The sequence below is a fragment of the Aquimarina aggregata genome (genome assembly GCF_001632745.1).
Classification (GTDB): Bacteria; Bacteroidota; Bacteroidia; order Flavobacteriales; family Flavobacteriaceae; genus Aquimarina; species Aquimarina aggregata.
This window is the reverse complement of the sequence record NZ_LQRT01000024.1, coordinates 43,565-62,049: the sequence shown is the minus strand read 5'-3', so window position 1 is coordinate 62,049 and position 18,485 is coordinate 43,565. Positions and strand designations below refer to the sequence as shown.

Annotated in this window: 16 protein-coding genes and 1 tRNA gene; 9 read left to right on the top strand and 8 right to left on the bottom strand. The window is 31.2% G+C overall.

Translation table 11 applies throughout. The features are described from left to right. The first annotated feature begins 42 nt into the window (after positions 1–42). Positions 43–717 (top strand): head GIN domain-containing protein, encoded by a 675-nt coding sequence (locus tag AWE51_RS15535; protein ID WP_066315122.1) that lies wholly within the window; start codon positions 43–45, stop codon positions 715–717. Positions 718–755: 38 nt separating this feature from the next. Continuing rightward, entirely contained in the window at positions 756–1,457 is a 702-nt protein-coding gene (locus tag AWE51_RS15530) for a LysE family translocator (protein WP_066315118.1), read from the top strand. A gap of 32 nt (positions 1,458–1,489) precedes the next feature. On the opposite strand, the gene AWE51_RS15525 is transcribed toward AWE51_RS15530, so the two are convergent. Next, positions 1,490–1,560, bottom strand: a tRNA-Cys gene (locus AWE51_RS15525). Positions 1,561–1,658: 98 nt separating this feature from the next. Next, positions 1,659–2,015, bottom strand: coding sequence for a dihydroneopterin aldolase (gene folB / locus AWE51_RS15520; RefSeq protein WP_066315117.1), 357 nt, complete (start codon positions 2,013–2,015; stop codon positions 1,659–1,661). Positions 2,016–2,179: 164 nt separating this feature from the next. On the opposite strand from folB, the gene AWE51_RS15515 reads away from it, so the two are divergent. Then, positions 2,180–4,225: a glutamine--tRNA ligase/YqeY domain fusion protein gene (locus tag AWE51_RS15515; RefSeq protein WP_066315116.1), complete on the top strand. Its 2,046-nt coding sequence runs from the start codon at positions 2,180–2,182 to the stop codon at positions 4,223–4,225. Positions 4,226–4,284: 59 nt separating this feature from the next. Here the strand turns inward: AWE51_RS15515 and AWE51_RS15510 are convergent, their stop codons facing one another. The 6 genes from AWE51_RS15510 to AWE51_RS15490 all read right to left on the bottom strand — a co-directional run bounded on the left by AWE51_RS15510 (position 4,285) and on the right by AWE51_RS15490 (position 10,694). After that, positions 4,285–4,797, bottom strand: a complete 513-nt coding sequence (locus AWE51_RS15510) for a hypothetical protein (protein WP_066315115.1) — start codon at positions 4,795–4,797, stop codon at positions 4,285–4,287. 199 nt (positions 4,798–4,996) lie between these two features. Next, positions 4,997–6,262, bottom strand: coding sequence for a LamG domain-containing protein (locus AWE51_RS15505; protein WP_066315113.1), 1,266 nt, complete (start codon positions 6,260–6,262; stop codon positions 4,997–4,999). A 470-nt stretch (positions 6,263–6,732) separates the two neighbouring features. Then, positions 6,733–7,686, bottom strand: coding sequence for an SPFH domain-containing protein (locus tag AWE51_RS15500; RefSeq protein ID WP_066315111.1), 954 nt, complete (start codon positions 7,684–7,686; stop codon positions 6,733–6,735). Positions 7,687–7,746: 60 nt separating this feature from the next. Further along, positions 7,747–7,914 (bottom strand): hypothetical protein, encoded by a 168-nt coding sequence (locus tag AWE51_RS26540; protein ID WP_157766130.1) that lies wholly within the window; start codon positions 7,912–7,914, stop codon positions 7,747–7,749. Positions 7,915–8,045: 131 nt separating this feature from the next. Beyond that, complete coding sequence (gene gltX, locus AWE51_RS15495; RefSeq protein ID WP_066315108.1) at positions 8,046–9,557, bottom strand: glutamate--tRNA ligase; 1,512 nt, start codon at positions 9,555–9,557, stop codon at positions 8,046–8,048. Positions 9,558–9,638: 81 nt separating this feature from the next. Further along, positions 9,639–10,694: an alkane 1-monooxygenase gene (locus tag AWE51_RS15490; protein ID WP_066315105.1), complete on the bottom strand. Its 1,056-nt coding sequence runs from the start codon at positions 10,692–10,694 to the stop codon at positions 9,639–9,641. A gap of 102 nt (positions 10,695–10,796) precedes the next feature. Between AWE51_RS15490 and AWE51_RS15485 the strand changes: the two genes are divergently transcribed. The 6 genes from AWE51_RS15485 to AWE51_RS15460 all read left to right on the top strand — a co-directional run bounded on the left by AWE51_RS15485 (position 10,797) and on the right by AWE51_RS15460 (position 18,442). After that, positions 10,797–14,237, top strand: coding sequence for a DUF4175 family protein (locus AWE51_RS15485; protein ID WP_066315103.1), 3,441 nt, complete (start codon positions 10,797–10,799; stop codon positions 14,235–14,237). After that, complete coding sequence (gene ybeY / locus AWE51_RS15480) at positions 14,230–14,649, top strand: rRNA maturation RNase YbeY (RefSeq protein ID WP_066315101.1); 420 nt, start codon at positions 14,230–14,232, stop codon at positions 14,647–14,649. Before AWE51_RS15485 ends, ybeY begins: the two co-directional genes overlap by 8 nt. Positions 14,650–14,735: 86 nt before the next feature. Continuing rightward, the gene (mnmG, locus tag AWE51_RS15475) at positions 14,736–16,607 is read left to right on the top strand and encodes a tRNA uridine-5-carboxymethylaminomethyl(34) synthesis enzyme MnmG (RefSeq protein WP_066315099.1); all 1,872 of its coding nucleotides are present in this window, start codon (positions 14,736–14,738) and stop codon (positions 16,605–16,607) included. Then, complete coding sequence (locus tag AWE51_RS15470) at positions 16,607–17,086, top strand: hypothetical protein (protein WP_066315097.1); 480 nt, start codon at positions 16,607–16,609, stop codon at positions 17,084–17,086. The genes mnmG and AWE51_RS15470 overlap by 1 nt, the downstream gene beginning before the upstream one ends. Next, positions 17,067–17,591, top strand: coding sequence for a hypothetical protein (locus AWE51_RS15465; protein WP_066315096.1), 525 nt, complete (start codon positions 17,067–17,069; stop codon positions 17,589–17,591). The genes AWE51_RS15470 and AWE51_RS15465 overlap by 20 nt, the downstream gene beginning before the upstream one ends. Further along, on the top strand, positions 17,591–18,442 hold the full coding sequence (locus AWE51_RS15460; protein ID WP_066315089.1) for a class I SAM-dependent methyltransferase: 852 nt from the start codon (positions 17,591–17,593) through the stop codon (positions 18,440–18,442). Before AWE51_RS15465 ends, AWE51_RS15460 begins: the two co-directional genes overlap by 1 nt. Positions 18,443–18,485: the final 43 nt, after the last annotated feature.

Sequence of the window (18,485 nt, the reverse complement as noted above, 5' to 3'; positions counted from 1 at the left end):
TTCATAATAAAACAAAAAATTATAAATCTTAAAAATAGGGCGATGAAAAAAATAATGTTTCTTTTACTTGTATGTGCAGTATCTGTAGTTCAAGCACAAGATGTAGTAACTAAAAATGTTGGTGACTTCAGTGAATTAAAAATATTTAATAAAATTCAGGTTACTTTAGTTCAAAGTGATGAGAATAAAGTTGAAATTACTGGAGTAAAACGCAGAAATATAAATGTTATACAAAACAATAATCTGTTAAAGATTAGTATGTCTTTAGATAATATTTGGGATAATAATAACACTCAGGTGGTTGTGTATTATAAAGAATTAAGAAAGATTGATGTTAATGAAGGATCCCGAGTAGAATCTAAAGATGTAATATCTTCTAATTCGTTAGATTTAAGAGCTCAAGAAGGTGCCAGTATTGGAGCAAATATTGAAGCAGAACATTTATTTGTAAAAGCAATATCAGGAGGAGAAATAGAAATAGATGGTGAGGTAAAAGAGCAGGAGGTAGTTGTTACATCTGGTGGACAATATTATGGAAGAAACCTAAAAACAAAAGATACACAAGTAAAAATTAGTGCAGGTGGTTCGGCAGAAGTATATGCCAAAAACTATATCAAAGCAAATACTAATGCTGGTGGAACGATCAGAATTTATGGTAATCCAAAAGAAATGGATACTCAAAAACTTTTAGGAGGAAAAATTATTGAAGTTAACTAAGTAGTTTTTTAACTTTGTAAGAAAGATTCATAAATCACATGCTCCAAGATGCACAAGCAGCAATACCTTTAGGGTTTTTATTAGCATTTCTAATAGGACCTGTGTTTTTTGTATTGTTAGAAACTGCAGCTATAAAAGGTTTTAGAGCAGCACTTGCAGTTGATTTAGGAGTAATCTTTGCGGATATTGTATTTATTCTTATTGCATATTTTAGTACAAATCAAATTTTAGAAAAAATAAAAGATGATCCCGCATTATTCATTTTTGGCGGAATGCTTCTAGGTACCTATGGGATAATATCATTTATTCAAGAACGTAAAAATTATAATAAACTTAGAGATACATCAGTAGAAATTATTAATAAGCATAATTATTTAATGCTTTTTGTAAAAGGGTTTCTACTTAATTTTATTAATATCGGTGTACTAGGTTTTTGGTTAAGCATAATCATAGTAATTGGACCACAACTAGATATGAATACGAATAGAATTCTGTATTTTTTTAGTATGGTTTTAGGAACCTATCTACTTATTGATATTTTTAAAATGTTATTAGCGAAACGTTTAAAAAAGAAATTAACACCAAAAAGAACGTATATTATAAAAAGAGTTATCAGTATAATGATGGTAGTTTTTGGTGTATTTCTTATTCTTAAAGGTGTATTACCTGACACAATGGAAAAGAAAATTCAGGATAGAATCGAAAAAATTAGACCAGAATCAAGTTTTAATACTAAATAAAAAAATCCTGTAAATACTTACAGGATTTTTTGAGGTGTCGAGCGGATTCGAACCGCTGTAGATGGTGTTGCAGACCACTGCCTAGCCACTCGGCCACGACACCAGTTTTGGTTGGATTCAGGCAAATGTAAAAAAATTTATTAGTTCTAAACAAATGATTTCACATTAAAACAACATTCATTTTTTTTTAACACCATAAAGTTAGCGTTTTTTGGTTCTGGTAATTGTTACCATTTCTACATTTCCACCAATAGGAGGATTGATTTTAGAGACATCTACGGTCGCTTTTTGAACCAAAGGTAACTCTACTATGATTCTATTTAAAATACGCTCTGCTGCATGTTCTAGTAGCTTAGAACGTATCGCCATCTCTTCTTTTACAATATGATTAAGATGAACGTAATCTATAGTATCCGCCAAACGATCGGTTTGTGCAGAATTAGATAGATCCCCTTTAATTTTTAAATCTACTCGATAATCAGAACCTATTTTTTTTTCTTCAACAAGACAACCATGATAGGCATAAACTTTAATATTTTTCAGTTTGATATATCCCACTGCTTTTTTTTAAACAAAGGTAATGAGAATGTTGGTTTAATTAACAAGGGAAAACGACCCCTTTTTAAATCAAATTATAGAATACATAATAATTTATATTAAACATTTTTATAGAATAGCTAAGCAGGATTAGAATTTGTAGTTTTGTGTTTTATTTTTAAGTAATGACAGAAGAGAAAAAATCGCTCAATTTTATAGAGCATATCATAGAAGAAGATCTAAAAGAAGGAATGAGTAGTGATAGCTTACGCTTTCGTTTTCCACCAGAACCTAATGGATATTTACATATAGGGCATACCAAAGCTATAGGAATAAGTTTTGGTCTTGGTCTTAGATACAACGCACCTGTAAATTTGCGCTTTGATGACACTAACCCTGCAAAAGAAGAACAAGAATATGTTGATGCTATCAAAGAAGATATCGCATGGTTAGGATATCAATGGGATAAAGAGTGTTATTCTTCTGATTACTTTCAACAGCTGTATGATTGGACGGTATTGTTAATCAAGGAAGGTAAAGCATATGTTGATTCACAATCTGCAGAGGCTATTGCAGAGCAAAAAGGAACAACTACAGAACCTGGAACTGACAGTCCTTTTAGAGATCGCTCGGTAGAAGAAAACCTGTCCTTATTTCAAAAGATGAAAGATGGGGAGTTTGATGAGGGAGCTCACGTGGTTAGAGCCAAAATAGATATGGCAGATCCAAATATGTTAATGCGTGATCCTTTGATGTATAGAATTTTAAAGAAAACTCATCATAGAACTGGAGATGATTGGTGTATTTATCCAATGTATGATTGGACACATGGTGAAAGTGATTATATAGAAAATATTTCACATTCACTATGTTCATTAGAGTTTAAGCCGCATAGAAAACTTTATGATTGGTTTTTAGATCAAATCTACAGTAGCAATATTAGACCAAAACAAAGAGAATTTGCTCGTCTTAACTTAAGCTATACGATAATGAGTAAGCGCAAGTTACTTAGATTGGTTCAAGAAGGAATAGTATCTGGGTGGGATGATCCAAGAATGCCTACTATATCGGGACTAAGAAGGAGAGGATATACACCTAATTCAATACGTAAATTTGTAGATACCGTTGGTGTAGCAAAACGTGAAAACGTAATAGATGTTTCGTTGTTAGAGTTTTGTGTACGTGAGGATCTTAATAAAACTGCATCACGTGTAATGGCAGTACTTGATCCCGTTAAATTGGTAATTACAAACTATCCAAAAGATCAAGAAGAATGGTTAACAGCAGAAAATAATCCTGAAGATGAAACTGCAGGATCAAGACAAGTTCCTTTTTCTGGTGAATTATATATCGAAAGAGAGGATTTTAAAGAAGAGGCAGGTAGAAAGTTCTTTAGACTAACCTTAGGTAAAGAGGTACGTCTTAAAAACGCTTATATTATCAAAGGAGAAGGTGTAGTAAAAGATGAAAACGGTAAGATTACAGAAATTCATTGTACTTATGACCCTAAAAGTAAATCGGGAAGTGGTACAGAAGAATCTAAACGCAATGTAAAAGGAACATTGCATTGGGTTACTGTAAAACATGCTATTCCTGCAGAAATTAGAATTTATGATCGTTTATTTAATCACGAAGCACCTGATAGTGATAAGGATAAGGATTTTGTAGAATTTATTAATTCAGATTCTCTTAAAATAATAACTGGTTATGTAGAACCTAGTTTAAAGACAGGTAAACTTTTAGAACAATTTCAATTTCAGAGATTAGGATATTTTAATATGGATAGTGATAGTACTGCAGAAAATTTGGTATTTAATAAAACTGTAGGTTTACGAGACACATGGGCTAAAGTTAAACCAGTTCAAGAACAACATAAATCTCAAAAACCACAACAAAATAATAAACAAGCCGTAATACCTGCTATAGAAGAAGTAAAAAGAGCAGGGAAGAAGTACACTAATTTACCTGATGAGAAAAGAATTGTACTTAAAAATAAAATTCAGGAGGCTGCGAACAATGTAACTATCGAGGAGCTGGAACCGTTATATGGGACTGCTGTTAAAAAAGTAGGTACTAGAATTGCTACAATGATAGCTCTTGGTATTGTTTTAAAAAATAACAAGTTAAAACCCAATCAAGAGGCAAAGGATTTTATTAATAAGGCATTAGAAGATAAAAATGAATTGCTACAATTAGAAGCTAAAGAATTAGCATCTACGTACAGTTTATAACCAAAAAATAACCCCAAAACTCAAAGTTTTGGGGTTATTTTTTTTTGATTGTTTATGATTTAATAATCATCTGCGATATGTTCATCTAGAGGAATTTCTATATCGGTTTTAAATTTTGGAAATAGCTTTTTGGTATCGGGATCGTCTAGAAGTTTATTAGATTCAACAAAATACCATTGTGCTTTCTTTTTATTATAAAAACCAAATAATGAACTCTTTAATGTTACAGAACGCCCATTAAAATCCATATTAATCGTGTTTTTTACTAAAGATTTATATTGATTTCCTTCTTTTTTAACTTCTGTTACTTCATCAATTTTAAAGTCTTTTATTTTGATTTTTTGGGCGTCCATAGTTCTAAAAATATCATTCATAGTTTCCATAAGTTTCTGTTCGCCATATGCTTTAAAAACGGTAGGATGAGTATATTTTAATATGGTACTAAGATTTCTATCCACAGAAGCTTGAATTGTTGCTTGAGCGTCACGTTTAGCTGTTTTTTTTAATTCACCTATACTTTGAGAAAATATATTTCCAGAGATGAATAAAAAAATGATTAAGTAATTTTTCATGAGACTTTTGTTATAAGTATAATTAATTTTAAATTAAACAAATTTATTGTAAACTCTAATAAATCAATATCTTAACGTATAACAGATATTATCAAAGGATCTTTTAAAATTGATAACTATTTATAGTATGCGGAGCAAAAATAGTACCAAAAAGTAGAACTTCTAGCAATAGTTTCTTTTAATTCTAAAATATTGTAAATTAAAATATTATTGTATGGTCTTTTGTTACTGCAATTACCGAGGTATTAGATGGTACATTAGATCTAATATCTGCAGTAATTGTATAAGACCCTTTTGGTAAAGAAGTTTTTAAATTTAATTGGGTTTGTGCTTTACCGTAACCTTCTAAAACCTTTAAATCTTGAGAATAAACTTCCTTATTTTTATTATTATTAATATGAACTTTTAAGGTTCTATTTTGATTGGCTTTGTATAAATAGGAAAGGGTAATTTCGTTCTTTTTACTATCTAAAATTGGGTCTTTAAAAAAAGATATAGTTTCATCAAAAACTTCAACTATAGAAGTATCAATAGTACTAGATTCAGGTTCATTTACAGCAAATAATCTATATGATCTTATCCAATCGTAATATGATGTATTAATTTTATTATTAGATAATTGATGATCAGTAGGATAGGGGGTTGCAAAATCATAAGTTTCTGTAACCATATTGATACCCATTGGTTCTGAGAAAGGGGTGTCTACCACATCTGTACTAGCGATTACAGTACCGGCATACTTTTTATCTACATAAAAATCAAAGGTTTTACTATCTCTCCAATAGCAACCATAGATATGAAAATCTTCCCAGGATTCACCACCACCTACGAGAGTTGCATCGGCTTTGATACCGTTTCCTTCTATAGCATTATTTCCGGCAGAGTAGAATTTTTCTGGAGATCCGTTACAGTCAATATAACGGTAATGTGTATTAAAATTTATTTTTGTTCTAAAACCGGACGCCCATGGTTGATTAAATTCACCACCTACACTCTCTATAATGTCCAATTCTTGACTCCAGCTATCTTTTTGGCAATCATTACTTAGTTTGGTTGGACCTTTTATTTTTTTCTTGCCGTTAGACATCCAAAATGTTGTAGACATAGATAGTTTGGATGCTTTAAACTTAACTTCATAATATCCAAAATGGGCAGTTTGTTTTAGAGATTGAACGGCACCCCCTGCTATAGTATATTTTCCATCTGGAGTGGCCAATTTTTTATTTTTTATTTGCATCGTACCGTTTTGTACTGATATAGTAGAAGGATCAAACTTTGCGGGTGGCCTGCCTTTCCAACCATTAAATGTATCTCGCCATTTTTTAGTATCTAAAGCTTTATCGTTGAATTCATCAGAGTATTGATCAAATAGTACCCAACGATGCCCAATAGGTGGTTCAGGGGGCTGTGAGTGCCCTAAAAATTGAAACAACAGTAGTACAAAAAGTAAAGTAATTTTAACCAAAATACAATGTTTTTAGAATTAGAATAGTTTGGATTAAAATTATTAATAAGACATATAGTAGGCAATCTATGTAGAAGGTAAGTCTATAAAGAATAATTTTATTTGTAGAACAAATGAGTTATTGATATTGGATCTATTATAAAATTTATGACGCTACAGATTTTAGCGTATTATTTTGTAAAATGAAATACATTCATATTTGATAAATTATTATTATAATAAGTGATGTTAAAATTTATATTAACTATAATAGATTTTATTTATTTATTTTTAATATTAATAATTTTTTATGATTAAAATTGAATTAAAATAAAGCTGTTTGTGGTGTTTAAAAAACATCGATTTATGATTGGATTAATGATGATGTTAAAATGGCTTAAAAGCTCTTAAATTAATTTTGAATAAAAATTAACAAAATAAAACCCGATCAATTTTAGGATCGGGTTTCGGTACGTGAATGATATAATTTTTTAAGCGTCAGAACCTGGTTTTTTTCTAGTGATTCCTTTTTTTGCATTTTGTTTTTTCATTTCTTCACCAATTTGGTTAGAGGCTGTAAAAGATGCAATCATATTGTTTAACATATCACTACCGGCTTGTGGAGAATTAGGAAGTAATATTAAATTACTATTAGTTTCTTCACCTATCGATTGAAGGGTATCATAATGTTGAGTAACCACAATTAGAGCAGAGGCTTCTTGTGAATTTATACCAACATTATTTAACACATCAACACTCTCTTCTAAACCTCTAGCAATTTCTCTACGTTGATCAGCAATACCTTGTCCTTGTAATCTTTTACTTTCAGCTTCGGCACGGGCTTTTGCTACAATTTTAATTCGTTCAGCCTCAGCTTCATACTCGGCTGCTACTTTTTCTCTTTCTGCAGCATTAATACGATTCATAGCTTCTTTAACTTGCAGATCTGGATCAATATCGGTAACTAAAGTTTTAATGATGTCGTATCCATAATTAACCATGGCTTCATTAAGTTCTTGTTTCACTGCGATTGCAATGTCATCTTTACGCTCAAAAACATCATCCAACTTCATTTTAGGAACTTCAGCACGGACAACATCAAATACATAAGATGTAATTTGATCATGCGGATTTTCTAGTTTATAAAAGGCATCGTAAACCTTTTCTTTAATAACTTGAAATTGTACTGAAATCTTAAGACGTACAAATACATCATCTTTTGTTTTTGTTTCAACTAATACATCTAACTGTTGAATTTTAAGATTAATACGTCCTGCAATACGATCAAAAACTGGGATTTTAAAGTGTAATCCTGAGTTTCTAATACTTAAAAATTTACCAAAACGTTCAACAATTGCAGAAGTTTGTTGTTTTACAGTAAATATTCCTTTTAATATGATTATAATTCCGAAGAATAAAAATAGATAAATTATATATTGCCCCATCTTTTATATTTTAAAGTTAATAATGATTGAATTTAGTAATAAATTATAGATCAATTGTTGTTATTTAGAAATTGTTATCATTGCTGTATACATACTTCCGATAAAAGAGATATCTACAATCTCCCAGCCGTCTTTTGATACCCTATTTAATTCATATTCAACTTTCGCTCTTAGTTTTTTAAGAGACCAAGAATGAGATATTTCTATTACTTTAAATTGTTTTCCCATAGTTGTATTAGTTCAAAGTGTTCTTACTGTATTAGTGTACGATGGGATAGAAATGTTACAGTCGATAAAGTAAGAAAACCACTAACAGTTTGAACTATTAATGGTTTTCTTTAGGAGTTGTACTATGTGTTTTAAAGTTTTTCTATAGCATTTTCTATACGTTGAATGGTTTCAGTTTTTCCAATCATAGAAGCAATAAGAAATAGATCAGGACCTTGTAAAGAACCTACAAGGGCTACTCTAAGGGGCATCATAATTTTACCAAATCCAATTTCTTTACCGGTAATCCATCCTTTGGTAATCGTAGAAACATTTTCTTCAGAGAAATCGGTGATATCATCAAGAATTCTAATTAGTTCGTGCATTAGGCTAGGTGTATCTTCTTTCCAAGCTTTTTTAGTGGCTTTTGCTTCATATTCAGAAGGTGCAATAAAAAAGAAGTTACTTAGATTCCAAAAATCCTCGACGAATACTGCTCTTTCTTTGATGGTATCTACAATTTTATGGATGTCTAAAGTAGTTGAAACATTTTTTTGTTGTAGTAATTGGGCGTATTGATCTGATAATATCGAGGTCTTAGTCTGCTGTAAATGTTGTTGTTGAAACCATTTCGTTTTTTCGGGATCAAATTTAGCGCCTGCTTTATTAACACGTTTAAGATCGAATTCTTGAATTAATTCTTCTAAAGAAAATAATTCTTGTTCAGTTCCGGGATTCCAGCCCAAGAATGCTAACATGTTAACAACTGCTTGGGGTAGGTAACCATCTTCTTTATAACCGGAGGATATATCTTTAGTTTTAGGATCTGTCCAAGCTAATGGAAATACGGGAAAACCTAACTTATCACCATCACGTTTGCTTAGTTTTCCTTTACCAACAGGTTTTAAAATTAATGGTAAATGCGAAAAACTTGGAGGATTCCAACCTAAAGAACGATATAGCAATACATGTAAAGCTAGAGATGGTAACCATTCTTCTCCACGAATAACGTGAGTTATTTGCATTAAATGATCATCTACAATGTTGGCAAGGTGATATGTTGGCATACCATCACTTTTAAATAGAATCTTGTCATCTAAGATGTTGGTATCAATTTTTATGTCACCACGAATTTCATCAAAAAGATGAAGCGTTTCGTCTTGTGGAGATTTAAATCGAATCACAAACGGCACACCAGAATTTAAATTCTGTTGAACTTCATCATCTGTTAATGATAATGAATTAGTTAACTTTTCTCTATTATGCCAATTATAAATAAAGGTTTTACCTTTACTTTCATGATCTTTACGGTGATGATCTAATGCTTCTGCTGTGTCAAATGCATAATAAGCATGACCATTTTTGATAAGCTGCTCGGCATATTGCTTATATAAATGTTTGCGTTCACTTTGTCGGTAAGGTCCAAATCCGCCATCTTTTCCTGGTCCTTCATCAAACGGAATTCCGCACCAATCCAAAGCTTGTTTTATATAGTCTTCTGCACCTTCTACATATCTGTTTTGATCAGTATCTTCTATACGAAGTATAAATGTTCCTTTTTGTTTTTTAGCAAAAAGATAATTAAACAATGCGGTTCTTACGCCACCAATATGTAACGGACCTGTGGGACTAGGTGCAAATCGAACCCTAATATTATTTGCCATGATCGTGTGGTTTTTGATCTAAAATTAAAGGCAAAGATACAATCTTAAATGTCCTGTTGAAATGATTTTGCTTGTGAAATTTTAGTGTTGAGATTTTGAAATATTTCTCATTTCACGTGGAACATGTTTATTCATGATCATAAACCATAGGGGAGGAATAAGGGATAATACCATTGATGTGGGATATCCAAAAGGCAGCTGTGGACTTTTATCATGATGATCTAATAACTGATATTTTTTTGCCGCACGATGATGATGATCACTATGTCTTGTTAGTTCGTATAATAATATTCTACCTAATGTGTGATTAGAGTTCCAGGAGTGAATTTCACGTACTCGTTCATATCTACCGGTTGTTTTTTTACTTCTGGCTAGACCATAATGTTCAATATAATTTATTGTTTCTAATAGTAAAAAGCCTACTATACCACTAGACAAAGCAATGATAAAACCAAATGATCCAAAAGAGAAATAAATAAGTAATAAATAGGATACGGTTATGATTAGATACCAGAACATATCATTTTTTATAGAAAAGAAAGAAAGTTTGTTTTGTTGTAAAAGCTTAAACTGGATTTTCCAAGCGCTAAGGTATTGTCCAATGGTAGAGGTAATCCAAAACCAATATACAGGATGATTAAATTTGGCGGTAGCCGGATCCTCCTTGGTGGCAACTTTTAAATGATGACCGTAATTATGTTCAATAAAAAAATGCATATATAAAGAAGGTAGGAGTAAAGCCTTACCTAAAAAACGTTCATAAGTGGATCTATGTCCTAATTCATGACCTACATTAATACCATTAGTACCTAATACGATTCCTGTAGAAATAACAATTCCTATAATTTCATAAGTAAAAAATGTTTGATTGGTACAGGTGTAAATGGTAAAAAACATTAGACTGTATACAATGGGTAAATTAAGGTATAATAACCAATTAAATAGTTTTTTTTGCCCTTTAGATAATCGTTGTTGCTCGTTTAAGTTTTGTTTAGAATCCTGAGTAAATAATTCGATTATTGGTATAAGACCAAATGCATAAATAGGTGTTAAATAGGTGAAATAACCTTGTAAGAAAAGACCTAAGATAGCCGTTATAGGTATGGTATAGGCACATATGTATTTAAGGTCCTTCATAACTCTTTAGATAATAAGGGGTTGAATTATCATAAATATAACAATTCTATTGAAAATAAAGTTGTAGTTTTAAAAGTTAATGCTAAATGAAGATAGCTGTATATGAATAATTTTGAGGTCATAAAGAGTAAGCTAGAACAGTTTACTAGAAAATATTATATAAACGAATTAATAAAAGGACTTATCCTTTTCTTCGCAATAGGAGTGTTATATTTTTTGATAACACTGTTAATCGAAAATCTTTTATGGTTAAACCCTATAGGTAGAACCATATTGTTTTGGTTATTTATTACTGTAGAATTAGGTTTGTTTATAAAGTTTATAGCTATACCATTGGCTAAATTATTTAGATTGGCTAAAGGAATAGATTATAAAGATGCATCTGGAATTATTGGAAATCATTTCCCAGAGGTAAGTGATAGATTGTTAAATCTATTGCAGCTAAGAGAAAACAATTCATCTTCATCATTACTGTTAGCAAGTATAGAACAAAAATCAGAAGAACTAACTCCGATTCCTTTTAAACTAGCTATAAATTTTGGAAAAAACGTAGGATATTTAAAATATGCTGCAATACCTGTGGTAATATTGTTGTTATTATCTGTTTTTAATAAAACTAGTTGGATTTCAGATAGTTATGAAAGAGTGGTAAATTATAAGGTTGCGTATACGCCACCGGCACCTTTTCAGTTTTTTGTGGTAAATGAAAACCTAAATGCTTTTGAAAATAAGGACTTTTTACTAAAAGTCAAGATTGCTGGGGATATAATTCCTGAAACAGTAACTATTAACTATAATGAAGAAATTTATTTTCTAAAGAATACGGCAGTCGGTGAGTTTGAGTATACGTTTGTAAAACCCAAAAATTCAGTTGATTTTACATTAAGTGCTAATGATGTAAGTTCGATTCCGTATCAGTTAGAAGTAGTACCTGTACCGGCTTTATTGAATTTTGAAATGAGGTTGGATTACCCAGCATATACAAAAAAAAGTGATGAAGTTTTAAAAAGTACAGGGAATGCCGTGATACCAGAAGGAACAAAAGTAAGTTGGCTTGTATACACACGAAACACAGACAAAGTAGAATTAAAAACAAAGGACACCATTATTCCAATGGAAAAAAATGAAACTGCTTTTTCTAAAGAAAAGAACATTTATAAAAACATGGATTACGAGATCACTACCTCTAATGTAAATGTAAATAATTATGATAGGCTGTCTTTTAATTTGAATGTTATCAAAGATCAATATCCAGAGCTAAATTTAAAGTCAGAAAAGGATACATTAGATAATAGTACCATGTATTTTTTTGGACGTGTAAGTGATGATTATGGGTTAAGTAAATTAAGATTGGTTTATTATGATCAAGAAAAACCAGATCAAAAGAGATTTAAGAATATTACAATTAGTCAATCAAATTTTGACGAGTTTATATATACATTCCCTGGTGATTTAGAAATCAATGAAGGAATAGAACAGGAGTTTTATTTTGAGATTTTTGACAATGACGCAATTCATAATTTCAAAAGTACCAAGAGTCAGGTTTTTAATTTCACTAAACTTACCAAAGAAGAAATAGCAAATAAATTGTTAGAAAAACAAAATGAAGCGATATCCGGATTGGATAAATCTTTGGATAAGTTTAAGAAACAACAGGAAGAACTTAATAGTTTAAGTAAGTTACAAAAAGAAAAAAAGAGATTAGATTTTAATGATAAAAAGAAACTTGAGGATTTTTTAAAAAGACAAAAGCAACAAGAAAAAATGATGAAAAACTTCTCTAAACAGCTAAAAGATAATTTAGAGAAATTAGATAAAAAAGAAGAGGAGGAACCTTTTAAGGATGCACTAAAAGAGCGTTTAGAACGTAATGAAGAAAGACTAAAGAAAAATGAAAAATTATTAAAAGAAATTGAGAAGCTTTCTGATAAAATACAAAAGGAAGAGTTAACGAAAAAGTTAGAAGAATTAGGTAAAGAAAATAAAAATTTAAACAAAAATCTCGAACAACTTTTAGAGCTAACAAAGAGATATTATGTTATCGAGAAACATGAAAAACTAAGTTTGGCTTTAGAAGAAATGTCTAAAAAGCAAGAAGAACTTTCTGAAAAGAAAGATGAAGAGAATACCAAAGAAAGGCAAGAAAAGCTTAATAAAGAGTTTGACGACTTCCAGAAGGAAATGGAGGATCTTAGAAAACAAAATGAAGGGCTTAAAAAGCCTATGAGCTTAGATGAAAAAAAGGAAGATGAGAATGAGGTAAAGGAAGAGCAGAAGAAGGCAAGTGAAAATTTGGAGAAAGAGAATAAATCTGATGCTAAGAAAAACCAAAAAAGTGCAGCTCAGAAGATGAAGCAGATGAGTAATAATATGAGGATGCAAATGAATATGTCGGGTAGTGAGCAACAACAAGAGGACATGGAAATGCTTAGACAAATTCTAGACAACTTAGTTGATTTTTCTTTTGAACAAGAGAACCTGATGGCTGGATTTAAGAAAGTAACAAAAGACAATCCTACGTATTCTGAAAAATTAAAAAGGCAAAGTGTACTGCGAGAGAATTTTGTTCACATAGATGATAGTTTATATGCGTTGGCGTTAAGAACACCGCAAATAACAGAGGACGTAACGCAAAAGCTTACAGATATAGAGTTTAATATAGATAAGTCTTTAGAGAAATTAGCAGAGAACCAAATAGTGCAGGGGTCAGCAAATCAACAATACACTATTACTGGATCTAATGATTTGGCGTATTTATTAAGTAGAACTTTGGATCAAATGCAGAACAGTATGTCTGCATCTGGAAAGGGTAAGAAAGGGAAGAATAGCAAGGGTGAGTTTCAGTTGCCGGATATCATTAAGAAACAAGAAGAACTTAATGATAAAATGAAAGAAGGCACGAAGAAAGGTAAGGAGAAAGGAAATAAGGAAGGCGGAAAAGAGAAGGGTGGAAAGCAGAATGGAAAAGAAGGAGAGAAAGGTGAAAGTGGCGAGAATGGAGGACAAAAAGATGGTCAAAAAGAAGGAGGTAAAAGTGGAAAGAAGAACGGGAAGAATGGAAAAAATGGTAAGGGTAAAGATGGGAAACAAAATGGCGAGGAAGGGGATAATGAAGAATTTAATGAAGACTTAAATGGAGAACTATATAATATTTTTAAACAACAACAACAGTTGAGAAATGCGCTTCAAGATAAACTTGAAAAGCAAGGTTTTGGAAACAAGAAAGGAAGTGATTTACTAAGAAGAATGGAGCAGGTAGAACAAGAGCTTTTGGACAAAGGTTTTAATGAAAAAACGTTGAGTAAAATGTTAGACTTAAAACATGAGTTATTAAAATTAGAGGAAGCTACTTTTGAACAAGGTGAAGAAAAAAAGAGAGAAAGTAAAACCAATAAGGTTAATTTTAAAAACACAAATACAGAACGTTTGAACAGAGCGAAACAATATTTTAATACAACCGAGATATTAAACAGACAAGTATTACCTTTGCGGCAAAATTATAAACAAAAAGTACAAGAGTATTTTAATAAAAACAATGATTAATTTTTTTTACGAAGGAGATATTGATAGGTTAAATGAAGACAGGATATCTTCATGGATTAGTGAGGTAATCTCATCCGAGAATAAAGAGGAAGGAGAAATAAGTTTCATTTTTTGTGACGATGAGTATTTGTTGAAGTTAAACAAAGAATTTCTTAATCATGATACGTATACGGATATTATTAGCTTTGATAACAGTTTGGGAAACGAATTGAATGGAGATATTTTTATATCCACTGAAAGAGTTTTTGAGAACGCAAAAAAGTTTAAAGTAAGTGAAATTAATGAGATGAGTAGAGTGATAGTTCATGGGATTTTGCACCTATGTGGTTATAAGGACAAATCAGATGACGAGGCTGCTTTAATGAGAAATAAGGAAGACGAAAAACTACTATTGTTCCACGTGGAACAATAGTAGTTTTTTGGTTTTAATTTTTGTTCCACGTGGAACAAAAAAATGTTTTATAATATGATGTTCCACGTGGAACAAAAAGAAATAATATGTTTGATAAGGAGTATGATGTTATAGTTGTTGGTGCGGGACATGCGGGTAGTGAAGCTGCCGCGGCAGCGGCAAATTTGGGATGTAGTACATTGTTAATTACTATGAACCTGCAAAACATCGCGCAAATGAGTTGTAATCCCGCAATGGGAGGAATTGCAAAAGGACAAATAGTAAGAGAAATTGATGCATTAGGAGGATATAGCGGAATAGTTAGTGATCGCACAGCAATACAATTTAAAATGTTGAACAAATCAAAAGGTCCAGCAATGTGGAGCCCGAGAGTTCAAAGTGATAGAATGCGTTTTGCAGAAGAGTGGAGGTTGCTTCTTGAAGGAACACCTAATGTAGATTTTTATCAGGAGATGGTAAGTGGTCTTATTGTAGAAAACGATGAAATTCGTGGGGTTAAAACTTCTTTAGGAATTGAGGTTAGAGCCAAAGCTGTAGTGCTTACAAATGGGACTTTTTTAAACGGTTTGATTCATATAGGTGAGAAACAATTTGGAGGAGGTAGAGCAGGTGAAAGAGCAGCAACTGGAATTACAGAACAATTAATTGATTTTGGTTTTGATTCTGGAAGAATGAAAACCGGAACACCTCCAAGAGTAGATGGACGATCTTTGGATTATTCGAAGATGATCGAACAACCAGGTGACGATCATCCTGAGAAATTTAGTTATACCGATTTAACAAAACCATTAAAAGAACAAAGATCCTGCTACATGACATATACCTCTAATGAGGTTCATGATTTACTTCGAGAAGGTTTTGATAGATCACCAATGTTTAATGGTAGAATAAAAAGTATAGGTCCTAGATATTGTCCGTCTATCGAGGATAAGATTAATAGATTTGCGGATAAAGACAGACATCAGTTATTTGTGGAACCAGAAGGTTGGAACACTGTAGAAGTATATGTAAATGGTTTCTCAACATCTTTGCCAGAAGATGTACAATTTAAAGCATTAAGATCTGTGGTTGGTTTTGAAAATGTCAAATTTTTTAGACCTGGATACGCAATCGAGTATGATTATTTTCCGCCTACGCAGTTAACGCATACTTTAGAAACAAAATTAGTTTCTGGTTTGTTTTTTGCTGGTCAGATTAACGGAACAACAGGGTATGAAGAAGCGGCATCTCAAGGTCTAATGGCAGGAATGAATGCTGCCTTAAAAGTAAAAGAACAAGAGTCTTTTATTCTTAAAAGAAGTGAAGCGTATATAGGGGTCTTAATAGACGATCTAATTACTAAGGGCACAGAAGAGCCTTATAGGATGTTTACATCAAGGGCAGAGTATAGAACGTTGCTTAGACAGGATAATGCAGACTTTAGACTTACACCCAAAGCACATAAGATAGGGTTGGCATCAGATGATAGAATGAAACGAATGGAAGATAAAGAGAAAAAGTCTTCAGCTTTTGTTCAGTTTTTTAAAGATACTAGTGTTTCACCAGAAGAAGCAAATCCAGTTTTAGAAGCAAACAATTCTTCTTTAATAAATCAAAGTGGTAAAATGTTTAAATTGTTTTCTAGGCCTCAAATTGCATTAGAGGATATTAAACATTTTAAAAAAGTGTCTGAGTATATCCAGGAACATAATTTGGATAAAGAAGTTTTAGAACAAGCTGAAATTCAAGTAAAATATTCTGGGTACATAGAGAAGGAAAAAAATAACGCTGATAAATTAAATAGATTAGAAGATATTAAAATCCCTAAGGATTTTGATTATACTAAACTTAAATCACTTTCTTTTGAAGCATGTGAAAAGATGTCAAAAATTAAACCAGCAACAATTTCTCAAGCGTCTAGAATTAGTGGAGTATCTCCAAGTGATATTTCTGTTCTTTTAGTTTATATGGGTAGATAATGGAAAGTGTAATTTGTAAACAGGAAAAAGCACTAAAAGGAAAAATCTTAACGACTATCGTTTTGGTTTTTTCTTTTCTTTTTTTATTTAATGAAACCGAACCTTTTTTACCAAGAATTATTTTATTCTTTGTGACGCTCATAATTTTTGGTTTTTCTATTTCTTTTAAAATCTCAAAAGATTTTAGAAATAAAAAAGTATACAGTTGTTTTGGAATTCCTTTTTTTGCCGTAGACTTGAATTTAGAATTCCCTGATTATATTTCTGTTTTTTCAGCTTCTTTCAAATTAAATAATGAATGGAGTACAGTGAGTGCTTTAGGAACAAGTGAAAAACATGATAGAATCGTCATTCGGTTTTTTAGAAACAATAAACATCACACTGTTTATAAAACAAAACGATATGATGATGCGGTCAAAATTGCAAATAAATTAGGTAAGATGCTAAATGTAGAAATTCATGATGCTATCAAAGAATAGTTCCACGTGGAACAAAGGCTGTGTGAAATATGTTTTTTTTCTTTCCTTTTTCTTTTTTTCCTGTAAGTCGATCAACAAAATAGAAAATTATAGAATAGTTTCTTTTAAATACGGAACTGGAGACTATTTTTTGTTTAAATCAAAAATTACTACTCCTGAAGCTAAATATTGGTTGAGAAAAAATTTCGAATTGAAAGAGGATGAAAAACTAAATTTCTTTAAAACTAAATTGTTTGAAAATTTAGATTTGAATTTTACAGTTAGTATTAATTTTGACACAGACTTGGATACATACAAAAATGTTGCTCCAGGTTTGTGTGATAACTTATCACAGCATACTAAGAACTCGACATATACTTTTGTGAAAATAATCGTTAAAGATAATAACGGAAAAAACTGTCTATCTACACATTCTTTGTTTTATAGTAAAACAAAAGCGAAGTTACTTGATATAAAAAACAACATTAAAAAAGAAGATTATCTTAAGCCAATGATTTCAGAATAATGAATACAAAACAAAATTTAGAACTTTTTATCGAGTGTAAAGATCATAGTGTGTCTGGAGAAAAATTTCAATTGTTTCATGATAAACAATATGATATGCTAATAACTTCTCCTAAACCAAAAAATGAAGAAATTGGGAAATATTATGAAAGCGAAGATTATATTTCTCATACAGATGCAAAGAGATCTCTTTTTGAGAAAATATATCATTTGGTTAAAACATACTCTCTTAGTAAAAAAGTAAGACTTGTCTCCAGAACTAATAAAAGTAAATCAGGTATATTGTTGGATATTGGAGCGGGTACAGGAGAATTTTTGTTGGTAGCCAAAAATGCTGGATGGCATGTTTTTGGCACAGAACCTAATCAACAAGCAAAAAATTTAGCCAAACAAAAAGGAATTGATTTAGACGGGACTACATTGGATTATGAATCACAGAAGTTTGATGTTATTACAATGTGGCACGTTTTAGAACATGTTTCTGATTTGGATGATCAAATTTTAGAAATTAAAAGACTTTTAAAACCCGAAGGGTATCTTATTGTCGCTGTACCAAATTTCAAATCGTATGATGCTGATTATTATAAGAAATTTTGGGCGGCTTATGATGTACCAAGACATTTATGGCATTTCTCTAAAACTTCAATCAAAACACTTTTTTCAAAAGAGAACATTATGTTACAGAAAACACTTCCAATGAGGTTTGATTCTTTTTATGTGTCTTTGTTATCCGAAAAATATAAAAACGGAAAAATGAATTTTTTAAAAGCTTTTTGGGTCGGAATTGTTTCAAACATAAAAGCAATGCGCACAAAAGAGTTTTCTTCGCATATTTATGTGTTAAAAAAGTGATCAAATCGTTTTTAATTAAGTTTTCTTTGCTTTTTAGAGCTTA

What these genes read in the sequence shown, in the direction of transcription:
- ybeY (WP_066315101.1), top strand. Translation starts at nt 14,230, where the DNA reads ATGATTAATTTTTTTTACGAAGGAGATATTGATAGGTTAAATGAAGAC.
- AWE51_RS15510 (WP_066315115.1), bottom strand. Translation starts at nt 4,797, where the DNA reads ATGAAAAATTACTTAATCATTTTTTTATTCATCTCTGGAAATATATTT.
- AWE51_RS15515 (WP_066315116.1), top strand. Translation starts at nt 2,180, where the DNA reads ATGACAGAAGAGAAAAAATCGCTCAATTTTATAGAGCATATCATAGAA.
- mnmG (WP_066315099.1), top strand. Translation starts at nt 14,736, where the DNA reads ATGTTTGATAAGGAGTATGATGTTATAGTTGTTGGTGCGGGACATGCG.
- gltX (WP_066315108.1), bottom strand. Translation starts at nt 9,557, where the DNA reads ATGGCAAATAATATTAGGGTTCGATTTGCACCTAGTCCCACAGGTCCG.
- AWE51_RS26540 (WP_157766130.1), bottom strand. Translation starts at nt 7,914, where the DNA reads ATGGGAAAACAATTTAAAGTAATAGAAATATCTCATTCTTGGTCTCTT.
- AWE51_RS15530 (WP_066315118.1), top strand. Translation starts at nt 756, where the DNA reads ATGCTCCAAGATGCACAAGCAGCAATACCTTTAGGGTTTTTATTAGCA.
- AWE51_RS15490 (WP_066315105.1), bottom strand. Translation starts at nt 10,694, where the DNA reads ATGAAGGACCTTAAATACATATGTGCCTATACCATACCTATAACGGCT.
- AWE51_RS15500 (WP_066315111.1), bottom strand. Translation starts at nt 7,686, where the DNA reads ATGGGGCAATATATAATTTATCTATTTTTATTCTTCGGAATTATAATC.
- AWE51_RS15485 (WP_066315103.1), top strand. Translation starts at nt 10,797, where the DNA reads ATGAATAATTTTGAGGTCATAAAGAGTAAGCTAGAACAGTTTACTAGA.
- AWE51_RS15535 (WP_066315122.1), top strand. Translation starts at nt 43, where the DNA reads ATGAAAAAAATAATGTTTCTTTTACTTGTATGTGCAGTATCTGTAGTT.
- AWE51_RS15470 (WP_066315097.1), top strand. Translation starts at nt 16,607, where the DNA reads ATGGAAAGTGTAATTTGTAAACAGGAAAAAGCACTAAAAGGAAAAATC.
- AWE51_RS15465 (WP_066315096.1), top strand. Translation starts at nt 17,067, where the DNA reads ATGATGCTATCAAAGAATAGTTCCACGTGGAACAAAGGCTGTGTGAAA.
- AWE51_RS15460 (WP_066315089.1), top strand. Translation starts at nt 17,591, where the DNA reads ATGAATACAAAACAAAATTTAGAACTTTTTATCGAGTGTAAAGATCAT.